General features: G+C 64.4%; 19 protein-coding genes. 3 read left to right on the forward strand and 16 right to left on the reverse strand.

The annotated features are described in order from the left end of the window. Positions 1 to 10 precede the first annotated feature (10 nt). The 3 genes from XI06_RS40660 to XI06_RS40670 form a co-directional block, all read right to left on the reverse strand. A complete protein-coding gene (locus XI06_RS40660; RefSeq protein ID WP_237862988.1) occupies positions 11 to 832 on the reverse strand; it encodes an NAD-dependent protein deacetylase in 822 nt (273 codons plus the stop codon). Positions 833 to 918: 86 nt separating this feature from the next. After that, complete coding sequence (locus tag XI06_RS40665; RefSeq protein WP_237871528.1) at positions 919 to 1,323, reverse strand: hypothetical protein; 405 nt, start codon at positions 1,321 to 1,323, stop codon at positions 919 to 921. A gap of 52 nt (positions 1,324 to 1,375) precedes the next feature. Further along, entirely contained in the window at positions 1,376 to 2,155 is a 780-nt protein-coding gene (locus XI06_RS40670; RefSeq protein ID WP_237871530.1) for a sensor histidine kinase, read from the reverse strand. A 434-nt stretch (positions 2,156 to 2,589) separates the two neighbouring features. On the opposite strand from XI06_RS40670, the gene XI06_RS40675 reads away from it, so the two are divergent. Beyond that, a complete protein-coding gene (locus XI06_RS40675) occupies positions 2,590 to 2,850 on the forward strand; it encodes a DUF1488 domain-containing protein (RefSeq protein ID WP_271607855.1) in 261 nt (86 codons plus the stop codon). 52 nt (positions 2,851 to 2,902) lie between these two features. Here XI06_RS40675 and XI06_RS40680 read toward each other — a convergent pair whose 3' ends face one another. Further along, positions 2,903 to 3,739, reverse strand: a complete 837-nt coding sequence (locus tag XI06_RS40680; RefSeq protein ID WP_271607856.1) for an SDR family oxidoreductase — start codon at positions 3,737 to 3,739, stop codon at positions 2,903 to 2,905. A 73-nt stretch (positions 3,740 to 3,812) separates the two neighbouring features. After that, positions 3,813 to 4,967, reverse strand: coding sequence for a solute carrier family 23 protein (locus XI06_RS40685; protein WP_271607857.1), 1,155 nt, complete (start codon positions 4,965 to 4,967; stop codon positions 3,813 to 3,815). A gap of 125 nt (positions 4,968 to 5,092) precedes the next feature. Between XI06_RS40685 and XI06_RS40690 the strand changes: the two genes are divergently transcribed. Next, positions 5,093 to 6,421, forward strand: coding sequence for a dicarboxylate/amino acid:cation symporter (locus XI06_RS40690; protein ID WP_237862994.1), 1,329 nt, complete (start codon positions 5,093 to 5,095; stop codon positions 6,419 to 6,421). Between the two features lie 238 nt (positions 6,422 to 6,659). Here the strand turns inward: XI06_RS40690 and XI06_RS40695 are convergent, their stop codons facing one another. The 4 genes from XI06_RS40695 to XI06_RS40710 all read right to left on the reverse strand — a co-directional run bounded on the left by XI06_RS40695 (position 6,660) and on the right by XI06_RS40710 (position 11,502). Then, the gene (locus XI06_RS40695; RefSeq protein WP_271607858.1) at positions 6,660 to 8,252 is read right to left on the reverse strand and encodes an ABC-F family ATP-binding cassette domain-containing protein; all 1,593 of its coding nucleotides are present in this window, start codon (positions 8,250 to 8,252) and stop codon (positions 6,660 to 6,662) included. Positions 8,253 to 8,387: 135 nt separating this feature from the next. Then, the gene (locus XI06_RS40700; RefSeq protein WP_237871534.1) at positions 8,388 to 9,635 is read right to left on the reverse strand and encodes a metal-dependent hydrolase family protein; all 1,248 of its coding nucleotides are present in this window, start codon (positions 9,633 to 9,635) and stop codon (positions 8,388 to 8,390) included. Positions 9,636 to 9,649: 14 nt separating this feature from the next. Then, positions 9,650 to 10,147, reverse strand: coding sequence for a GAF domain-containing protein (locus XI06_RS40705; protein ID WP_271607859.1), 498 nt, complete (start codon positions 10,145 to 10,147; stop codon positions 9,650 to 9,652). Beyond that, entirely contained in the window at positions 10,144 to 11,502 is a 1,359-nt protein-coding gene (locus tag XI06_RS40710) for an MFS transporter (RefSeq protein WP_271607860.1), read from the reverse strand. The genes XI06_RS40705 and XI06_RS40710 overlap by 4 nt, the downstream gene beginning before the upstream one ends. Positions 11,503 to 11,619: 117 nt before the next feature. On the opposite strand from XI06_RS40710, the gene XI06_RS40715 reads away from it, so the two are divergent. Continuing rightward, positions 11,620 to 12,543, forward strand: a complete 924-nt coding sequence (locus XI06_RS40715; protein ID WP_237862999.1) for a LysR family transcriptional regulator — start codon at positions 11,620 to 11,622, stop codon at positions 12,541 to 12,543. A gap of 13 nt (positions 12,544 to 12,556) precedes the next feature. On the opposite strand, the gene XI06_RS40720 is transcribed toward XI06_RS40715, so the two are convergent. Genes XI06_RS40720 through XI06_RS40750 form a run of 7 tightly spaced genes read right to left on the reverse strand, consistent with a single transcriptional unit; the run spans position 12,557 to position 19,278 of the window. After that, positions 12,557 to 13,681, reverse strand: coding sequence for an NAD(P)/FAD-dependent oxidoreductase (locus XI06_RS40720; RefSeq protein ID WP_237863000.1), 1,125 nt, complete (start codon positions 13,679 to 13,681; stop codon positions 12,557 to 12,559). Continuing rightward, the gene (locus tag XI06_RS40725) at positions 13,678 to 15,096 is read right to left on the reverse strand and encodes an NAD(P)/FAD-dependent oxidoreductase (protein ID WP_237863001.1); all 1,419 of its coding nucleotides are present in this window, start codon (positions 15,094 to 15,096) and stop codon (positions 13,678 to 13,680) included. The genes XI06_RS40720 and XI06_RS40725 overlap by 4 nt, the downstream gene beginning before the upstream one ends. Beyond that, positions 15,093 to 15,389, reverse strand: a complete 297-nt coding sequence (locus XI06_RS40730; protein ID WP_271607861.1) for a (2Fe-2S)-binding protein — start codon at positions 15,387 to 15,389, stop codon at positions 15,093 to 15,095. Before XI06_RS40730 ends, XI06_RS40725 begins: the two co-directional genes overlap by 4 nt. 28 nt (positions 15,390 to 15,417) lie before the next feature. After that, the gene (locus tag XI06_RS40735) at positions 15,418 to 16,554 is read right to left on the reverse strand and encodes an NAD(P)/FAD-dependent oxidoreductase (protein WP_237863003.1); all 1,137 of its coding nucleotides are present in this window, start codon (positions 16,552 to 16,554) and stop codon (positions 15,418 to 15,420) included. A gap of 8 nt (positions 16,555 to 16,562) precedes the next feature. Continuing rightward, on the reverse strand, positions 16,563 to 17,369 hold the full coding sequence (locus XI06_RS40740) for an ABC transporter permease (protein WP_271607862.1): 807 nt from the start codon (positions 17,367 to 17,369) through the stop codon (positions 16,563 to 16,565). Continuing rightward, positions 17,366 to 18,241, reverse strand: a complete 876-nt coding sequence (locus XI06_RS40745; protein ID WP_271607863.1) for an ABC transporter permease — start codon at positions 18,239 to 18,241, stop codon at positions 17,366 to 17,368. Before XI06_RS40745 ends, XI06_RS40740 begins: the two co-directional genes overlap by 4 nt. Continuing rightward, positions 18,238 to 19,278, reverse strand: coding sequence for an ABC transporter ATP-binding protein (locus tag XI06_RS40750; RefSeq protein ID WP_237863006.1), 1,041 nt, complete (start codon positions 19,276 to 19,278; stop codon positions 18,238 to 18,240). The genes XI06_RS40745 and XI06_RS40750 overlap by 4 nt, the downstream gene beginning before the upstream one ends. Positions 19,279 to 19,291 lie beyond the last annotated feature (13 nt).

Here is a 19,291-nt window from a genome sequence, read left to right on the forward strand (position 1 = left end):
AGCTCCCGGATCAGAGCAGGAAAGCCAGCGCCGCTTCACAGCGCTCCTCGACCTTCAGCGTCAGCAGATCATCGGCGCGGGTGCGGCCGAGATTGACGGCGGCGATCGGGATCTGCCGCTCTGCGGCAGCCTTCACGAAGCGGAAACCGGAATAGACCATCAGTGACGAGCCCACGATCAGCATGGCGTCGGCCTGCGCCAGATGATCCTGCGCCGTCGCGACCACGTCGCGGGGGACGTTCTCGCCGAAGAACACGACGTCGGGCTTGAGGAGGCCGCCGCAGGCCTCACAAGCCGGCACCTTGAATGACGAAAAATCCGCGTGCTCCAGGTCGGCGTCGCCGTCGGGCGCATCAGCAGCATCGAGCGTCAGCCATTCCGCGTTAGCGCGGCCAAGCGCATCCTGGAATTGATTACGCGGCGTCTTGGCCCCGCAGCCCATGCAGCGGACCAGATCGAGCCGCCCGTGCAAATCGATCACCTGCCGGTGGCCCGCCGATTGATGCAGTCTGTCGACATTCTGGGTCAGCAGCATCTCGCAGCGTCCGCTCGCCTCGAGCCGCGCCAGCGCATGATGCGCATCGTTCGGCCTCGCCTGCCCGAACCGCCGCCAGCCAATCAGGCTGCGCGCCCAGTAACGCTGGCGCGTCCGCTCTTCCAACATGAAGGCCTGGAAATTGACCGGCTGGGTCCGCTTCCAGTTGCCATGGCTGTCGCGATAATCAGGGATGCCCGAATTGGTGCTGCAGCCGGCGCCGGTCAGCACGAACAGTTTGTCGTGCCGATCGACGAAATCCTGGAGCGGGTGGTTTGCCAGCGGAGCGTTTGCCATGGGTGCAGATGTAGTCGACGGCGCGCGCTTTTTCCAGATCACCGCGCGTCCGCGCCCTTCTCGCCCGGCCGCGAACACGTTACCGGTCAGATCTTGCCGCGATCAGCGTCGTGCCTGTGCTTGTGAAGAAACCGCGCGATCTGCCCGCGGAGCGCCGCTGTATCCAACAGTGTTCCGACCGATCCGGCAGTGTCGAATATTTCCCGTTGAAGGGGCGTCGGCAGAGAATTCCATTGCATGATAACTGCCGCGCCGAGACACCGCAAAACGCGCTCCTCCTCCGCCGCGAGGGCTGCACCGCGCGGTCGCTCCGTCCCTCCGGCGTTGACTGCATCCGCATATTGATCCGCGAGGACCCGCTCGTTGTCCGCGCGCGACGCAAGACTGTCCCGCAGTTTCTCAAATTTGCGGGTATCGTCCCGGCCGGAAGAATTTCTGGCAAGCTCGCCATACTCGGCCGCTCTGGCGCGATACTGTAAGAATTTGAACATGGCGGCTCCATTCGATGAAAGTCTTGCGTGTCGTCCCCATGCCGCTGGCCGGCTATGTCGGCGTCGGAACATTCAGAGAGGCCAGCGGAGCGTCGAAGGTGTATACAAAGCCGCTCTCCGCATAGGTCAATCCCACGTTGCCGTGAAGCTGGCGGCCAAGGGTTTCGATCAATCTCGTTCCAAAGCTGCGCTTTGGGAGCGACCTGATCGATGGACCATCTTTCTCGGTCCAGCTCAGGCGCAAACGCTGCGTCTGCCGATCGATCGTCCAGCCGATATCCACGCGCCCCTTTGGCAACGAAAAGGCGCCATATTTCGTGGCGTTCGTGCAGAGCTCGTTGAGCGTCATCGCGACGGCGATGACAGCGCCCGAATTGATCTGGATATCGGGTCCCGAGATCGAAAACCTTGACTCATTGCGATCGTCGAAAGCTTCGATCGCGTTGCGGACAACCGCGCCGAGATCGGCGTTTGACCATCTTGTCTGCAAAAGCAGATCGTGCGCCCGGCCAAGCGCCAATAACCGGCCCTCGATCGCCTGCTGCGCGTGATCCACGCCCTGCACGTTGCGCAGGCTCTGCGAGACGATAGCGGAAACGGTCGCTAGTGTGTTCTTGACGCGATGGTGTAGCTCTTCAAGGATCAACTTTTGCAGCTTGTCGGAGGCCTCCCGCTCTTTGGCGTCGATCCCCGCCCTGGCAAGCAGCCCATTCGCATTGATCTCCGCCTGGGCCAGGAGAAGGCGCAGGCTCACATTCTCTGCCGCCAGAGCGTCCTCGTATGATTCTTTGCCGCCGGGGTGCTGGCCCGTTCGGAGGTCGATCTCGAGCATTGGCGACTATATCACTCGGTTGCTGCCGGACCTGATCAATGGACAGTACCGTCACGAAAGTGGCGACGGCGCGCCTGGCCCGGCTACCATTGTATGAGCATCGAAGCGGCGATCAGCAGCACGAAGAAGATCGGCAGCAAGACTGGAGGCACGAGCCACTCACGAAAGCTAAATCCCGGAGAATCCGACATATTGACCGCCTGTTGATTTCGGCGGGAGCGCGATGCTCTCAGTCACCGATAACAGCCGAGGGGCGCGCGGTGATAAATGGCATATAGTGACCGTTCGCCGAATTACGAGATCCGGCAAGAGCTTTACGCAACTATGGACCTCCAACCGCGTTGTATCGCGCGCCAGGTTCTCACCTAAGAGTATGGCAGCTGGGCTTCCCTTGTCCCCGGGCATCAAATCCCGCAACTTGATCGGCCCTTATCATGATCGACTTTCCGAATTATAGCCGCTCATATGACCGGACTCGGCATGCCGTGCGGTTCTGGGGACACGACAGCGCCATCGAGGCCTCGTTCTTCATCGACGAAGGGGCGTTAAAGCGGATTCAACCGAGCGCCCATTCCAGCGAATCAGGATTTCTGGACGCGTTCGATGCCAATCGCGACTTGATATGTGCCACCGCGGCCAGGAAGTATGTCCGCGGCAGCCGGGGCTCCTACGACCTGTTCGCAGGAGATTTCTGAAGCTGCCAGCACGGGCGTGACAGGTGCAGGGGTTTCATCCGTCAAGCCAACTTCAGCTCGACCAGTTCTCCCTGAATTCGGGAAACAGCGTCAGCCCGCCGCAGGCGTAGATGGTCTGCCCGGTGATGTAGCTAGCGTCATCCGAGGCCAGGAAAGCGAAGACCGCGGCCATCTCTTCCGGCGTGCCGACACGCCCGAGCGGAATGTGGCTGACGACGGCGTCGCGCTTTTCGGCGTCGCCTGTCCAGGCCTCGTTGATCGGCGTGTCGATTGCGCCGGGGCCGACCGCATTGACGCGAATGCCGCGGCCGGCAAACTCCAGCGCCAGCGTACGGGTCAGATTGGCCATGCCGCCCTTGCTGATCGAATAAGCGAGATAACCGGGCTTCGGAATGATCTGGTGGACGCTCGAGCAGTTGATAATGCTGCCTCCTCCGCCGCGGGCGACGAAATGCGCCAGCGCCTTCTGCGCGCAGAGCACGGCGCCGTTGAGATTGACGTTGATGATGCGGCGATAGGCTTCGATGTCGAGCGCCTCGCTCGGCGATTCCTGTTGAAAGCCGGCATTGTTGACGAGACAGTCGAGACGCTTCCAGCGCGCCAGGATCGTCTCGAACATCGCAGCGACCTCCTGCTCATTGCTGACGTCGGCCTTGACGATGACATGGTCGAGCTTGCCGTGGCCGCGATCGCTCGATCCAGTCGTGGCCAGCGCAAGCGTCTCCTCAGCCCTCCCGAGATGATCAAAATAATTGATGGCGACGGTCGCGCCTTCCTGGGCGAGCCTGACGGCAACGGCGCGGCCGATGCCCTGGGAGGCGCCGGTAACCAGCGCATAGCGGCCGTTGAGGCGTGAAGGAAAGGCGGGCGAGAGATCGGTTTGTGGCATGAGTATTCTCCGGGATGCCTCATCATGGATGGAACCGGGATTTTGTTCCACCCTGTTGGCGCATCGCTGGGATTCATTCCGCGTGGCGCGCGATCGGTGAGGTGAGGATCTGATACAGGATTATCGCGCCGAAGGTCGCGGTGCCGATTCCTCCGATCGTGAAAGCGCCGAATTTGAGCGTGAGATCGCCGACCCCTGCGGTCAGCGCCACGGCGACGGTGATCAAATGCGCGAAAGCAAACAGCAGGGTCGAATAGACCTTCGTTGCCGCCATGACGCCGATGTTCTCGGCATAGGTGGTCACGCCGGTGCCGCCGCCACAGGCCGCCAGGATCGTCGCGAGGCTGTCGGCAAGCAAAGCGCGGCCGAGATAGGCATCGAGGCTCCGGCCCGTCATGGCCCCAACGGCCTTGATGTGCCCGAGATTCTCGGCGACGAGGATGACCGCAACCGGCGCGATCAGAAAGATGGCATCGGCCTGGAAGGTCGGCGTGGTGAAGTTCGGCAGGCCGACCCACGGCGCAGCCGAGAGCTGCGCGAAGTCGATCGGCTTGCCGAAACCAAGGCCGTTCGCGAACAGCAGGTACAACAGATATCCACCGATCGCCCCCAGGATGATCGGCAGGCGGCGCCACAGACCAGGCGCGACCACCGCGACCACGCCGATCATCAGAACAGTCGCAAGCCCGATCCAGGTCTCGAACGCGTTCGCGCTCACCGCCTTGACCGCCACGGGCGCAAGGTTGAGGCCGATCGCGGCGACCACGGCGCCGGTGACAGCCGGCGGCATCAGACGCTCGACCCAACTGATGCCCGACCACATCACGATCAGTGCGATCACGCCGTAAAGCACCCCGGCGCCGACGATACCGCCGAGCGCGACCGAGATGTTCGGATTCGGTCCGTGCCCGGCGTAGCCGGTTGCGGCGAGGACGACGGCGATGAACGCGAAGCTCGAGCCGAGATAGCTCGGCACACGCCCCGCGACGATGACCAAGAAGATCAGCGTGCCAATGCCGGAGAACAACACCGCAACATTGGGATCAAATCCCATCAGCAGCGGCGCGATGATCGTCGAGCCCGACATTGCGACGCAATGCTGCAGACCGGAGACGATGGTCTGCCCCCATGGCAGCCGCTCCTCCGGCATGATCACGCCCGACGTCTTCAGCTTCCAGCGCGGAAAATAGCCTTGCGATGGCTCGTCCGCACCCCTTGCGTTCGACATGCTCCCCCCATTGCGGTGCAGCGATTGATGTTCGTGCGATCCGACAAAAATGTGATTGTTGCTTATGATGCGATCATCACATGATCTAAATCATGCAAGATCAATGTGTTCCGGGATTGAACTTTATGACGCAGATCGCGATCCAGCCAGCCGTCCACCGCCGGCACCAGCCCTGGTACAAGATCCTCTATGTCCAGGTGCTGATCGCGATCGTGCTCGGGGTGCTCATCGGCTATTTTTATCCGGACCTCGGCAAAGCCCTGAAGCCGCTCGGCGATGCCTTCATCGCGCTGATCAAGATGATGATCGCGCCTGTCATCTTCTGCACCGTGGTGCACGGCATTTCCTCGATGGGCGACCTCAAGCGCGTCGGCCGCGTCGGACTGAAATCGCTGATCTATTTCGAGACGGTCTCGACCGTCGCGCTCGCCATTGGTCTTCTGGTGGGCGAGGTTCTCCAGCCCGGGCACGGCTTCAACATCGATCCCGCCACCATCGATCCGAAATCGGTCGCGACCTATGTGTCCAAGGCGCATGAAGACGGCATCGTCGCCCATCTGATGGCGATCATTCCCGACAGCTATGTGGGCGCGATCGCGCGCGGTGACCTCTTGCAGGTGCTGTTGGTCTCGATCCTCTCCGGCTTCGCCATCGCCTTCCTCGGCAAATCGGGCGAGCCGATCGCGGAGGCGATCGACAAGGCCGCGAAGATGTTCTTCGGCATCATCCGCATCATCGTGCGTGTGGCGCCGATCGGCGCGTTCGGTGCGATGGCGTTCACCGTCGGCGCCTATGGCCTCGGCTCGCTGCTCAACCTCGCCGCTCTGATCGGCACATTCTATCTCACCAGCATCCTGTTCGTGCTGATCGTGCTCGGCACAATCGCCCGGCTTGCCGGCTTCTCCATCATTCGCTTCATCGCCTATATCAAGGACGAGCTGCTGATCGTGCTCGGCACCTCGTCGTCGGAAACGGTGCTGCCGCAGATGATCCAGAAGATGGAGCATCTCGGCGCCTCGCGTTCGGTGGTCGGCCTCGTGATCCCGACCGGCTACAGCTTCAACCTCGACGGCACTAACATCTACATGACGCTGGCAACGCTGTTCCTGGCGCAGGCGACCAACACGCATCTGACGATCTGGCAGGAGCTCGGCATTCTCGGTATCGCGATGATCACCTCGAAGGGCGCATCCGGTGTCACAGGCGCCGGCTTCATCACGCTGGCAGCGACACTGTCGATCGTGCCTGACATTCCGATCCAGTCGATCGCGATCCTGGTCGGCATCGACAAGTTCATGAGCGAGTGCCGCGCGCTGACCAACCTCATCGGCAATGGCGTCGCCTGCGTCGTCATCAGCATCTCCGAAGGCGAGCTCGACCGCGAGGCACTGCACGAGACCATGGCGCATCCGCTGGAGATCGGCGAAGCGCTGGAGCCCGGCGGCAGCGCGTAGAGCCACGCCGCTAAGATCGAAGCCAGACGCCCGGTTCCCTTGCGGTAGTTTCCCGGAGTAGAATTTTGGTAGGACTGGAGTCACAACACCCGGGTTGGGATCACGGATTGATACTCATCCATTCCACCCGACGCGCTGGGGGCAGAGCGTCGGGTTTTTGAGAATTATCACGCAGTCTGGCTGTCAGTGCTTGCATCGCCCGCGTCGGTCAACGCCGCGAGCCGCTATCATTGTTCCATCAGCCCGAACAATCGGCCAGATCGAGCCGGCGTCTGATCCCGATGGCTTCCAGGAACGCCTCATCGTGACTGACGACGAGTAGCGCGCCGTCATAGGCCCGCAGACCCGCTTCGACAGCCTCGATGGAGTCGAGGTCGAGGTGATTGGTCGGCTCGTCCAGGATCAGCAGCGATGGCAGCGTCGCCCCGCCCAGCACGCAGGCGAGGGCCGCGCGAAACAGCTGGCCGCCGCTCAGGCTGCCGACAGGCTGCAGCGCCGCATCTGCGCGAAACATGAAACGAGCCAGCGCGGCATGGCATTCATTCGCACCTGCCCTCGGATTGAGGCGTCCAAAGTTGTCGAGAATCGAGATCGCAGGATCGAGCAGGCTGACCTTCTGGTCGAACAGCGCGAAGTCCGGCCTGACCCGCACGGCCCCCGCGACGGGGCGCAATTCACCGGCAACCAGCTTCAGCAGCGTCGTCTTGCCCGAGCCGTTAGGCCCGACAATCGCGACGCGCTCCGGACCAACGATGGTGAGCGACAAATCGCGCAACACCGGCCGCTCCGGCTGATAGCCTGCGCAGACACGATCAAGCCAAACCACCTCCCGCCCCGCCGGCAGCCGAGTCGATGGCAGCTTTACAGACAGCGGCTGAAGGATCTCGATGCGCCGGCGTGCAGTGTCGACCGCATCCAACGCCTCCGCGCGACGCCGCTCGGCAATATCTGCGGCCTTGCCGCCGCTATCCTCGCTGCGATCCTTGCGTGCGCCCGCAAGGATCCGTGGCATGTCGCCCCTGGCGCGCTTCTTCCTGCCGCCGCTGTCCTTGCGGGCCCTGCGCTCGGCTGCTTCCTGCGCCTTGCCCTCGATCTCGGACAGATGCTTCTCGGCATATGCGAGGTCGTGGCTGACGGCGGCGAGCTCGACGGCCTTTTGTGCGCGATAGCTGCTCCAATTGCCGCCATAGCGTGTTGCGCCAAGCGAGGTCAGCTCGACGATGGCGTCCATGGTTTCCAGCAGCGCCCGGTCGTGGCTGACGACGATGGCGCCGCCGCGCCAGGCGGCGAGCAGATCAATCACGGCACGACGCCCGTCGCGATCGAGATTATTGGTAGGCTCGTCCAGCAGCAGGAAGTCCGGCTCGGCAAACAGCAGCGCGGCGAGACGAACGCGCGTGACCTGTCCGCCGGACAGACGGTCCAGTTCCGTATCAGGCGCGATATCGAAGCCGACGCGCGCAAGGGCGGATGCCAGCCGCGTATCGAGAGTCCAGTCGACCTCGGCGACATCCTCGGCCGAGGCCTCGCCGCGCTCCGCCCGGCGAAGCAGCTCCAGGGCATCGTGCGCGCCGAAGAGGTCAACGACCTTAGCGCCGGCGCGCAGCTGGGCGTCCTGCCGCAGCAGCCCGACGGTGCCGTTGACGACGACGCGCCCCGACTGCGGAACGTGCTCGCCCGTGATGACCGCAAGCAGCGTCGTCTTGCCGACGCCGTTGCGACCGACGAGGCCGACGCGTTCTGCGCCGAAGGTCAGATCGATGTTGGAGAGAAGAGAGCGGCCGTCAGGTGTGGACAGCGACAGGCGTGACAGGATGATTGAAGCAGGCATGGAATTCCCCGTGAGCAATGCGGATGGGCGTTGCGATCGGGGTAAAATCCATGGCTGCTGATATCCTTGACGAGAGCCTCGCTCATAATCCGGCCGGGCGGCAAGATCAAGGCATGCCGTCGGCGAGGCCAGCGGCTACGCCGCCAGCCTGTCGAACTGAACCTTCCCCGCCTTCATCACCAGCGGGATGTGCTCACCCTGCCCGAGCAGGCATGAGACGTCTCGAAGCGGGTTGCCGTCGACCACGAGCAGATCGGCGAGCGCGTCGGGCACGATGCGGCCGAGCTTGCCCTCCATGCCGAGCACCTCGGCCCCGATCACGGTCGCGCTGGCGATGACCTCGCGCGCGCCCTGGATTTCCGCGCGGATGCGGAACTCCTCGCTCTGAAGGCGTTGCGACGGGCCGAGCAGATCGCTGCCATACCCCATCTTCACCCCGGCCTTGCGGTAGATCTCGAGCGAGCGCAGGCCGGCATCGCGGACGTCGGCGATCTTGGCGACGCTCTCCGGCGGCAGGCCGAACTGCGCACCCTCATTGGCGAGCGCTTCATAGGTGATCAGGGTCGGCACCACATAGGCGCCCTTCTCGGCCATCAGGCGGGCGGTCTGACCGTCCACGAGATTGCCGTGCTCGATGGTGCGGACGCCGCAGCGAACCGCGCGCGCGATCGCCGCCGCCGTATAGGCGTGGGCAAGCACATAAGTCTGCCGGCCGTGGGCCTCGTCGACGATGGCGCTGATCTCGTCCTCGGAGTAGCCGAAGGCGCCGACCGGATCGGTCGGCGACGCCACGCCGCCGGACGCCATGATCTTGATCTGGTCCGCGCCCATCTGCAGCTCCTCGCGCACCGCCCTGCGCACCCCATCAACACCGTCGGCAACGCGCGCCAGGGCTCCGACCCGCACGCAGCACGGACAGACGGAATCGCTGGCCAGATAGTCCGAGCGGGCCCGACCATCGCCATGCCCGCCGGTCTGGCTGAGCGCGCGGCCCGAGACAAACAGCCGCGGGCCATCGGCGAGGCCGGTCTCGATGGCCTGCTTCATCGCGTGGCCGGCGCCGCCGGCATCGCGGACGGTCGTAAAACCTCGCCGCAGCATGCCCTTGAGAATCAGCGTCGAACGCAGCGTTACCAGGACGTTCGGCATTTTTGCCTGCGCCGCCAGGTTGAGCTCGATCGCGATCGTATGGACGTGGAGGTCGATCAGGCCGGGCATCAACGTCTTACCCTTGAGATCGATCGTTCGATCTGCGGTGGCCTGGATCGGACGGTCCGAGACCTCCTTGATCACGGTATCCTCCACCAGCACATCATGGCCCATCAGCAATTCGGGCTGGAGCGGATCAAGCAGCGCGGCGTTCTTGAAGAGAGTGCTTGGCATTGAGATTTCCTCTGTCAGGCAATTGGAAGCAGCGCCGGCAGCGCGAGCTGGGCGAACGGGAGACACGCGGCGACGTCGTCCTCGTCGTACCAGCCTGCTTCGTGAAGCAGATTGAGCGAGCCGAGCGTGCGGCCGCGCCAGCGCACCGGCATGTTGAGCACGCTGGCACAGCCAAGCGAGGCGATCAGCTCATGGTCGGGGAAGACAGTCCGCAGATCGTCCTGCGTCCGGCCGATATAGGCCTCGCCGGAATCGAGCACGGCTTCTGTCCACGGTCCCGGCGCGAGGCGCTTGCGACCGCCGGTGGGGTATGGACCCGGCAGATTGGAATAGATCCGCGCGGCTTCGAAGGTGGCGCTGTCATAGGTCAGGATCGTGAACAGCTTGTGCCCGATCGCCGACTTCAGGGCCTCATCCAGCACCGCAAAGAGCGCGCCCGGCTGATCCACCCTGTCGTGTGCCGCCGCAACGGCGCAGAGCAGCGGATCGGCCGGACGTTTGGTCGGCCTCATGCGGTTTCACCCGCGGCGATCTCTTCAAGCGACCGGCCGCGCGTCGGCACGCCCATCAAGACGACGGTGACCGCTCCCAATAACAGAACCGTGGTGGTGACGCCGAACACGCCGGCGAAGCCGAAATTGGGATAGAGATAGCCGACCAGGATCGGCGAGACGATCGCGCCGATGCGGCCGATGGCCGACGCAAGCCCGGCACCGGTGGTCCTGATCGGCGTCGGGAACACCTCAGCGGTGTAGGCATAGACGCCGGCATAGGTGCCGTTCATGAACAGCGACAGCAGAATGCCCGCCAGTATGATGTGTTGGTCCGTCTGCGCGAAGGCAAGGCCGAGCGCGCTGACGCCGCCGAGCACCATGTAGGTCGCAATCGTCGCCTGCCGGCCGATGCGCTCGTTGAAATACGCGGCGCTGAAATAACCGGGTATCTGGGCGCAATAGATCGCGATCGAATAGCCAAAGCTCTTGGTGATGCTCATGCCGTTCTGGACGAGGAGGCCGGGGATCCAGACGAAGAAGGAATAGTAGCTGAAGGTGATCGCAAGCCACATGATCCAGGTCATGATGGTGATGCGCGCCTGGCGCGCCGCCAGAAGCGCCGCGAAATTGGTCAGCAGCGTTCCACCGGTACCGGTGGGCGGGGCGGCTTCGACCACCGGCGGCGGCAGCACATGACCCTCCTGCGCAAAGACCGCCTCGATCTTGTCGAGCACGGCTGCTGCTTCCTTCTCCCGTCCGCGGCTCTCCAGCCAGCGCGGCGATTCCGGCAGAGCCCGCCGCCACCACAGCAGCATGACGACAGGCACCGCCGTGATCACAAGCACGATGCGCCAGCCATTGTCGTAGGAGGGAACGATGAAGTACCCGAGCAAGGCCGCGGCCACGAAGCCGAACGAGAAGAAGCCTGCGAGCGCGCCGGTGAAACTGCCGCGGTAACGTCGCGCCACGAACTCCGCAAGATAGGGCGCGATGATCGCGCTCTCCGCGCCTGTGCCCATGCCCGCGACGATGCGGGCGACGAAGAAGGCCGACCAGGTGTCGACCATCGCGCTGACAATGGATGCCGCGCAATACAACGCCAGCGCCGACATCATCACCGCGCGGCGGCCGATGAGATCACCGAGCGTGCCGGCGAACAGCGCGCCGAACAGGAAGCCGATATAGGTGCTGCTGCCGAGCACCCCGATCTGGACGCTCGACAGATTCCACGCCGTGCGCAGCACCGGCAGGATGAAGGCCAGCACCGCGGCGTCCATCGCGTCGAACATGTAGCCGAGCCCGCCCATCAGCAGCAGATGCATGTGGAAGCGTGCAAACGGAAGGCGCTCAATGCGCGCCGATATCATCGACATGAATATCCCCCTCGATCCCCGCGGTCCGGCACCCGCTTGTCGTTCGGGAGGAAATCATAGACAGAATGACGTTATCGTCATAATTTATAATGATGATCTAATACATCACCACGGTGAATGTTCTTGTCCTTCCGCGCGCTCGACCTCAACCTGCTGAAAGTCTTCGAGGCGTTGATGACCGAGGGCAGCGTCACGCGCGCGGCGAGCGCGCTGACGATGACCCAGCCCGCCGTCAGCAACGCGCTCGCACGCCTGCGCGACGCGCTCGGCGATCCCTTGTTCGTGCGATCCGGCACCGGGATCCGCCCGACCCAGCGCGCCGTCGTGCTCTGGGAGCCGATCGGCGAGGCACTGGAAAGCGTCCGGGGGGCACTTGACGAGCAGGTGTTCGACCCCGCCCGCGCGCAGACCGAATTCACCCTGTCGATGTCGGACTACGTCGCCTCGCTGGTGATGCCGAATCTGCTGAACCATCTCGGCGAGGTCGCACCCAAGGCACGGGTCCACACCGTGCCCAACACCATCCTGGAGATCGCCGATCAGCTCGAGGGCAACCGGGTCGATTGCGTACTGAGCGTCTACGTCAACGAAGCGCAGCAACCGACGGCCATTCGCTCACGCTCGCTTTGGACCGTCGATTATGCCTGCTTCATGCGGCGCGGCCACCCGCTCGCGGCCCAGAAGCGGCTGAGCACGCGCGCCTTCCTGAACGCTGGGCATGTCGACGTGACCTTGGCGGGGAAGCGCTTGCCGACCTACGATCTCTTCCTCGCCTCGCGCGGGCTGTCGCGCAATCTGGTCGCGACCGTCAATCATTATAGCGCCGCCTATGAGATCGTGCGCCAGACCGATCTGATCGCCGTGCTGCCGAGCGATCTGCGTTCGCAGTCGCGCCACGCCCCGTTCCTGCATGCGATGCCGCTGCCACTGCAGGCGCCGGCGCGCATCGTCAGCCTGTTCTGGCACCAGCGCAACGACACCGTGCCCGCGCAGCGCTGGCTGCGCGAGACCCTGGTCGGAATGTTCGCCAAGTCGGAATGAGTGAAGCCATGCTTTAGCGGGCGGCCGAACGATGGAAACGCTCGATGCCGAGATCGCTGATGCGGGTCTGGGTGCCGCCATTGACGATCAGCTCTGCCATCACGGCACCAGCGCCGGGCCCGAGCTGGAAGCCGTGCAGCGAGAAGCCGAACTGGTGATAGAGGCCCTTATGTCGCGAACTCGGGCCAAACACGGGAATGTCGTCCTTCATCTTGGCCTCGATGCCGGCCCAGGCGCGCACGATGGTGGCGCCGCGCATCACCGGGAACAGCTCGAACACGGTACGGGCGCTGATGGCGAGGCTCTTCCAGTCCAGCACCGTCTCGTTGCGATCCTGATAGGACGTTGCCAGATGGCCGCCGCCGATCAGCACGGTACCGTTCTTGAATTGCTTGAAGGAGAGCTTTCGTCCGCGCAGGATCACGACGGGGTCGATGAAATGCGGCACGCGCGAGGTGATCATCAGCATCGGCGCTACCGTCTCGACCGGCACCGGCTCGCCAAGCGCGGCAGCGATCTTGCCGGCCCAGGCGCCGGCGGCATTGACGAGAACCGGCGCGGCGTAGCTATCGGAGCCGACATCGACGTGCCAGAGGCCATCGCTGTAGCGGATATTACCGGCGGCCACGCCTTCGCGCACGGTAGCGCCGAGTTGCTCGGCCTTGCGGCGGAACGCCGTCGTCGTCTGCGCCGGATTGGCCGCGCCATCGCGGCGCGACACCACGCCGCCGGGGCAGGTCTCGGCGACCGCCGGCACGAGACGCCGGAGTTCGCTCGCGTCGATCAACTCTTCATGGGTGAAGCCGAGCGCGTTGAGCTCGGCCACGCGCGCGCGGCAGACCGCAAGCTCTTCCTCATTCTCCGCGACCAGCACCTGGCCGTGGCTCTCAAAACTGCAATCGTCGTCGAGGAGATCGTTGATCTTTTCCCAGATCCCCATCGAGCGGATCGAGAGTGGGATTTCGGGGATGTGCCGCGCCAGCTGACGGACGCCGCCGGCGTTGACGCCGGAGGCGTGACGACCGGCGTAGTCTTTCTCGATCAGCACCGGCTTCAGGCCGGCGAGACACAGATGGAGCGTCGTCGAGCATCCGTGGATGCCGCCGCCGATGACGATCGCATCCACGTTCGTGGTCATCCGCGCACCACCGCCTTGACGTCTTCTTCCGTTTTCGGGACCGCGGCGAGCTCGGCGAGGGTGATCGGCTTCACCGGTGCGCGCAGCCGGTAGTAGCCGATCTCCTGCGGAGTCTTGCCGCGCGCCTGCGCCATCAATTCGGTCACGGTGAGACCGCAGAGCCGGCCCTGGCATGGACCCATGCCGGTACGACGATAGGCCTTGAGCTGGTTCGGCCCGGTCGCGCCGATCGCAACGGATTCGAGCACGTCGTTGGCGGTCACCTCCTCGCAGCGACAGACGATGGTATCGCCCGAGGGAATGCGGAACTGCGGCGCCGGGCGAAACAGCGTGTCGAGAAAAACGCGGCCGCGCTCGGCCTTGGCAAGATCGCGGCGAAGCGTCGCCAGCGCGGGCAGCTTCGCAGCAGCGGCGGGCGCCAGTGCTTCCACCGCCGCACGGGCCGCGATGCGGCCACGCACCACCGCGGCATTCGCGCCGCCGATGCCGGCACCGTCGCCGGCGATCGCAATACCGGCAACCGACGAAGAACCGTTCGCATCCAGCACGGGTGACCAGCACAATTGCAGATCATCCCAGCGATGCTCGATGCCGGCCGACATCGCTAGATTGACGTTGGGCACGACGCCCTGATGCAGAAGCAACAGATCGACAGCAATGGTCTCGCGTTTGCCACCCGCGACGTAGCTGACGCCGGCGAGTTGGCCCTCGCCGGCCGCGGCAAGCTCTGTGACGCCGGAGACGACCTCGACCTTCGCCTTCACCTCGCGCATCATCGACAGGCCCTTGGTGAAATAGGGCGAGGTGAGGAACGCGAAAGCGTGCGGCAGCGCGGCGAGATAGTTGCCGCGTTCGGTGGTGTCGAGGATGCGATCGATGCGGCCGCCGAGGCGCAGGATCTGTGCGGCGAGCAACCAAAGCAGAGGCCCCTGCCCTGCGATAGCAGTGCGGCCGTCAGGCACCAGCCCCGACGACTTCAACATGGTCTGGGCCGCGCCCGCGGTCATCACGCCCGGCAGCGTCCAGCCAGGAATTGCGAACGGCCGCTCCAGTGCGCCCGTCGCCAGGATCACGCGCTTCGCCTTGACGAAAGCGGAGGCGCCGCCGATCGAGACGGCGATATCGAGATTGCGGTCGAGGCTCCAGACCGTGGCGCGGTGGATGACCTCGGCAGTGCTTGCGCGCAACGACTGCACGAGCTCGGCACCGACCCAATAATCGGCGCCGAGCTGGCTGCGATCGGTCACCGGCGTTGAGGAGATGGCGCGGAACACCTGGCCGCCAGGCCCGGCGTTCTCGTCGAGCAGCAGCGTCGACAGGCCAGCTTCGGCAGAGGTCGCAGCGGCCGCAAGGCCCGCAGGCCCCGCGCCGATCACCACGACGTCGTAGTCTTCGCGCTTGGGAGCAACGCTCATCTTCCGATCTCCCGCTTGCCCTTCTGGATCTCGATCTGCATGCCCTCAGCCACTGGCACGAGGCAACCCTGCCGGTTGCCGACACCGTCGATGGTGACGAGACACTCGAAGCACACGCCCATCATGCAGTAAGGCAGCCGCGGCGCACCGCTGACTGCCGTGGAACGCCGTGCGTCCTGGCCGGAGGCCAACAACGCAGCGGAAACGGTGTCGCCCTCCCGCGCCGCGACGACGACGCCGTCGACGAAGATCTGCACTGGAGGACGCTTGTCCTGTTCGGATCGTCTAAACATGGGATGCCTCGTGGCTCCTTAAGTATCTTTAGTAGCCGCTGTTGTTCGCAGCGCCGGCGCCGCCGAAGCGGCTGGCCGAAAACGCACCGACCAGCTCCGGCTCGAGCGCGCCCTGCGCGACCATGCGCGCAATCTCGAAGGCATGGTTGGAGGCGAGCGTCACGCCGGAATGGCAGCAGGCGACGAAGGCGCCGGGATGCGTCTCCGACTGGTCGTAGATCGGAAAGCCGTCCTGAGGCATGACGCGGATGCCGGACCAGCTCCTGACCACGTTGAGTCGCGACAGGTGCGGAAACATGCGCTGCGCGCGATCAGCCATCACGCCGCTGATCGAAGGCTTCAGCGTACGATCATCCAGCTCGTCTTCCTTGCTGTCGCCGATCATCACCGTGCCTTCGTCGGTCTGACGGATCGTGGTGAGGGGATGCGGCAGGAACGGCATGGTGCGTTCGGTCACGACGACCTGGCCACGGGTCGGCCCCATCGGCGCGTAGAGGCCGACCATCGGCGCCAGCGTCTGGTTGGCGTTGCCGGCAGCGAGCACGATTTTAGCGGCGCGAAGCTCGCCTTTCGGTGTGGTCAGACGGAATTCGCCGCCGCTCTTGCTGATCGCCGAGACCGGACGCTCCGGAAAATAGTCGATACCGAACGCCTTGAAGCCGGTATGGAAGGCACGGAACGTCCGCAGCGAATTGACGTGGCCATCGAGCGGGCAATAGCTGCCGCCAGAGACTTCGGGCCCGATCAGCGGCAGCGCCGTCTTGATCTCGGAGGGGCGCAACATCTCCATCTTGTAGTCGGCGGCGCCGGTCTGGTTGTGCATGCGCTTGACCAGCTCGGTGCGCTGGCCGAATTCGTCCTCGCCGAGCGTAAGGTGAAAGCCGCCGTTCTGCTGAAGCACGACGTCGAGCCCGGTCTGCTGTTTCAGTTCGGACGCCAGCCGGCCCCACGCCTGCGAGGCCTGCACGGTCCAGACCGTGTAGGCCGGCATGCCGAGACCCTTGCTCTGCACCCACACCAGCGCAAAGTTCGCTCGCGAGGCGCGCTTGGTGATGTCACCTTCGTCGAGCACGGCCACGCTCTTGCCGAGCCGGCCGAGGCCCCAGGCGATGGCGGAGCCGAGCAATCCGCCGCCGGCCACGGCGACGTCGTATTCTCTAGACATTGGTTCTCCTATCGCCCGGCATCGCCCTTGCCGGCGAGCACGCGGTCGAGCCCGTAGAAGCGGTCGAGCAGAATGAGGGCGGTCATGGTGACAGCGATCACGCAGGCCGAGACCGACGTCACCAGCGGATCAATGTTGTCCTGGATATAAAGGAACATGCGAACGGGCAATGTCTCGGTGCCGGGCGCGGCGAGGAAGACGGTCATGGTGAGATCGTCGAACGACTGGATGAAGGCAAGCGCCCAGCCGCTGATGACGCCGGGCAGGATCAGCGGCAGGGTGACGCGGCGGAATAGCGTCCAGCCGCCGGCGCCGAGCGAGACCGCCGCCATCTCGACCGTGCGGTCGATGCCGGTCGCCGCCGCCAACGTCAGCCGCAGCGCGAACGGAAACACGATGATGACGTGCGCGATGATCAGCGCCGCAAAACTGCCGCCGAGGCCGGCCGAGGTGAAGAAGCGCAGGAAGGCGATGCCGAGCACGACATGCGGGATCATCAGCGGCGACAGGAAGAGTGCCGCTAGCGCATCGCGGCCGCGGAAACGATAGCGCGCGATTGCCAGCGCCGCCGGCACCGCGAACAACAGCGACACGAAGGACGAAAGTGCGCCGAGCCCGAGGCTAACCCAGAAGGCGTGGATAAATTCTGGATACTGGGCAATCGCCCTGAACCAGCGCAGCGAAAAGCCGTTGGTCGGCAGCGACAGAAAGCCTTCGGGCGTGAAGGCAACGAGGCAGACCACCAGGATCGGCGCCACCATGACGATGACGAAGATGGTGTGGAAGATCAGCGCGAGCGGGCCGTTCCGCCTCATCGGAACACCTCCGCATAGCGGCGTTCGATCAAGGCATTGCTGCCGACGACAATCAGCACCAGCGCGACCAAGAGCAGCGTCGCGACCGCCGCGCCGAGCGGCCAGTTCAGCGTGTTGAGGAACTCGTCATAGGCCAGCGTCGCCGCGACCTTGAGCCGGCGGCCGCCGATGATCGCAGGTGTCGCGAAGGCGCTGGCCGAGAGCGAGAACACAATGATCGCGCCCGACAGCACGCCCGGCATGATCTGCGGCATGATGATGCGGCGGATGATGGTGAGCGGTCGCGCGCCGAGCGACATCGCGGCATTCTCGATCTGCGGATCGAGCCGCTGAAGCGCCGCCCATACCGACAGCGCCATGAACGGCATCATCACATGCGCGAGCGCGACCACCATGCCTGTTTCGGTGAACATGAAGGGAATGGGGGAACGGATCGCGCCGAGCGTCATCAGGAGTTTGTTGACGAGACCGTTGTTGCCGCCAAACAGCAGCGCCCAGCCGAGCGTGCGCGCCACCACGGAGATCAGCAGCGGGCCGAGAATAACGAGCAGGAAAAAGCTCTTCCAGCGGCCGCTCATGCGGTTGAGGATGTAGGCTTCGGGAGCGCCGAGCAATGCGGTGAGCAGCGTGGTCAGGATCGCGATGCGAAAGGTCCGCCAGAACATTTCGGCATAGTAGGGATCGGTCGCGATCTCCTTCCAGTTCTTCAGGATGAAGACCGGCTCGATGCCCTTGTACTGGCCCCAATCGTGGAACGACAGCATCACGGTCATCGCCAGCGGGATCAGCAGCACGCCGACGAACAGCATCAAGGCGGGCGCCGTCAGCGCCCACGGCACACGTACACTGCGCTCCTCGGCGGCCATGCTCATGCGCCAGCCCTCGCGCGAACGCTCATGTCCTCGGGACGCCAGGTCAAGCGAACCGCCTCGCCTTCGGCCGGCTGCGCCGTGCCGTCATTCTGACGGATCACGATCGCCGGGCCGCATTCGCTGTCGCACTGGAACAGCCAGTGATTGCCCTGGAAGATGCGCGTGACGATTCTTGCGTTAAGGCCGGCATCGCCGAAGCCGATGCGTTCGGGGCGAATGCTGACCGTGACTGCACCGTTCAGGCCAGCGGGCGCCAGCGCGCTCCACGAACCAGCGACGATCCGCACGGGTGCCGCGGTTCGATCGATCGTTCCGGCGAAATCGTTGGTCTTGCCCAAAAATTGCGAGACGAAGGTCGAGGCCGGCTTCTCATAGGTCTCCTGCGGCGTGCCGATCTGCTCGATCTTGCCCTGGCTCATCACCACGATGCGGTCGGACAGCGACATCGCCTCGTTCTGGTCGTGGGTGACGAGGATCGTGGTGGTGCCGATAGTGCGCTGGATCTGGCGCAGCTCGATCTGCATCTCTTCGCGCAGTTTTGCGTCGAGATTCGATAGCGGCTCGTCGAGCAGCAGCACGCTCGGCTTGATCACCAGGGCGCGAGCCAGCGCCACGCGCTGCTGCTGTCCGCCGGACATGCGACGGGGATGGCGGTCTTCGTAGCCGGCAAGACCCACCATCGCGAGCGCCGCGCGGACGCGCTCGGCCCGCTCATTGCCCGACACATTGCGCATCTCCAGACCGAAGGCGACGTTCTCCGCCGCAGTCATGTGCGGAAACAGCGCGTAGCTCTGGAACACGATGCCGAGCCCGCGCTTGGCGGGGTGGACCGCCGTCAGGTCCTTGCCCTCCAGGCGGATCATGCCGCCCGTGGGATCGAGGAAGCCCGCGATCATCTGCAAGGTCGTGGTCTTGCCGCAGCCGGAGGGGCCAAGGAAGGAGATGAACTCCCCCTTGCCCACCGCCAGACTGAAGTCATCGACCACGGTCGTGGTACCGAACTGCTTAGAGACCCGATCGAGCTCGAGATAGGCCATACGCTGTCTCCGC

Source organism: Bradyrhizobium sp. CCBAU 11434, from assembly GCF_028128895.1.
Classification (GTDB): Bacteria; Pseudomonadota; Alphaproteobacteria; order Rhizobiales; family Xanthobacteraceae; genus Bradyrhizobium; species Bradyrhizobium zhengyangense.

Coding starts and splice junctions, on each gene's coding strand:
- XI06_RS40705 (WP_271607859.1), bottom strand. CDS start 10,147: ATGAGGCCGACCAAACGTCCGGCCGATCCGCTGCTCTGCGCCGTTGCG.
- XI06_RS40700 (WP_237871534.1), bottom strand. CDS start 9,635: ATGCCAAGCACTCTCTTCAAGAACGCCGCGCTGCTTGATCCGCTCCAG.
- XI06_RS40750 (WP_237863006.1), bottom strand. CDS start 19,278: ATGGCCTATCTCGAGCTCGATCGGGTCTCTAAGCAGTTCGGTACCACG.
- XI06_RS40745 (WP_271607863.1), bottom strand. CDS start 18,241: ATGAGCATGGCCGCCGAGGAGCGCAGTGTACGTGTGCCGTGGGCGCTG.
- XI06_RS40660 (WP_237862988.1), bottom strand. CDS start 832: ATGGCAAACGCTCCGCTGGCAAACCACCCGCTCCAGGATTTCGTCGAT.
- XI06_RS40730 (WP_271607861.1), bottom strand. CDS start 15,389: ATGTTTAGACGATCCGAACAGGACAAGCGTCCTCCAGTGCAGATCTTC.
- XI06_RS40665 (WP_237871528.1), bottom strand. CDS start 1,323: ATGTTCAAATTCTTACAGTATCGCGCCAGAGCGGCCGAGTATGGCGAG.
- XI06_RS40695 (WP_271607858.1), bottom strand. CDS start 8,252: ATGCCTGCTTCAATCATCCTGTCACGCCTGTCGCTGTCCACACCTGAC.
- XI06_RS40725 (WP_237863001.1), bottom strand. CDS start 15,096: ATGAGCGTTGCTCCCAAGCGCGAAGACTACGACGTCGTGGTGATCGGC.
- XI06_RS40710 (WP_271607860.1), bottom strand. CDS start 11,502: ATGTCGATGATATCGGCGCGCATTGAGCGCCTTCCGTTTGCACGCTTC.
- XI06_RS40720 (WP_237863000.1), bottom strand. CDS start 13,681: ATGACCACGAACGTGGATGCGATCGTCATCGGCGGCGGCATCCACGGA.
- XI06_RS40740 (WP_271607862.1), bottom strand. CDS start 17,369: ATGAGGCGGAACGGCCCGCTCGCGCTGATCTTCCACACCATCTTCGTC.
- XI06_RS40690 (WP_237862994.1), top strand. CDS start 5,093: ATGACGCAGATCGCGATCCAGCCAGCCGTCCACCGCCGGCACCAGCCC.
- XI06_RS40680 (WP_271607856.1), bottom strand. CDS start 3,739: ATGCCACAAACCGATCTCTCGCCCGCCTTTCCTTCACGCCTCAACGGC.
- XI06_RS40675 (WP_271607855.1), top strand. CDS start 2,590: ATGATCGACTTTCCGAATTATAGCCGCTCATATGACCGGACTCGGCAT.
- XI06_RS40715 (WP_237862999.1), top strand. CDS start 11,620: ATGTTCTTGTCCTTCCGCGCGCTCGACCTCAACCTGCTGAAAGTCTTC.
- XI06_RS40670 (WP_237871530.1), bottom strand. CDS start 2,155: ATGCTCGAGATCGACCTCCGAACGGGCCAGCACCCCGGCGGCAAAGAA.
- XI06_RS40685 (WP_271607857.1), bottom strand. CDS start 4,967: ATGTCGAACGCAAGGGGTGCGGACGAGCCATCGCAAGGCTATTTTCCG.
- XI06_RS40735 (WP_237863003.1), bottom strand. CDS start 16,554: ATGTCTAGAGAATACGACGTCGCCGTGGCCGGCGGCGGATTGCTCGGC.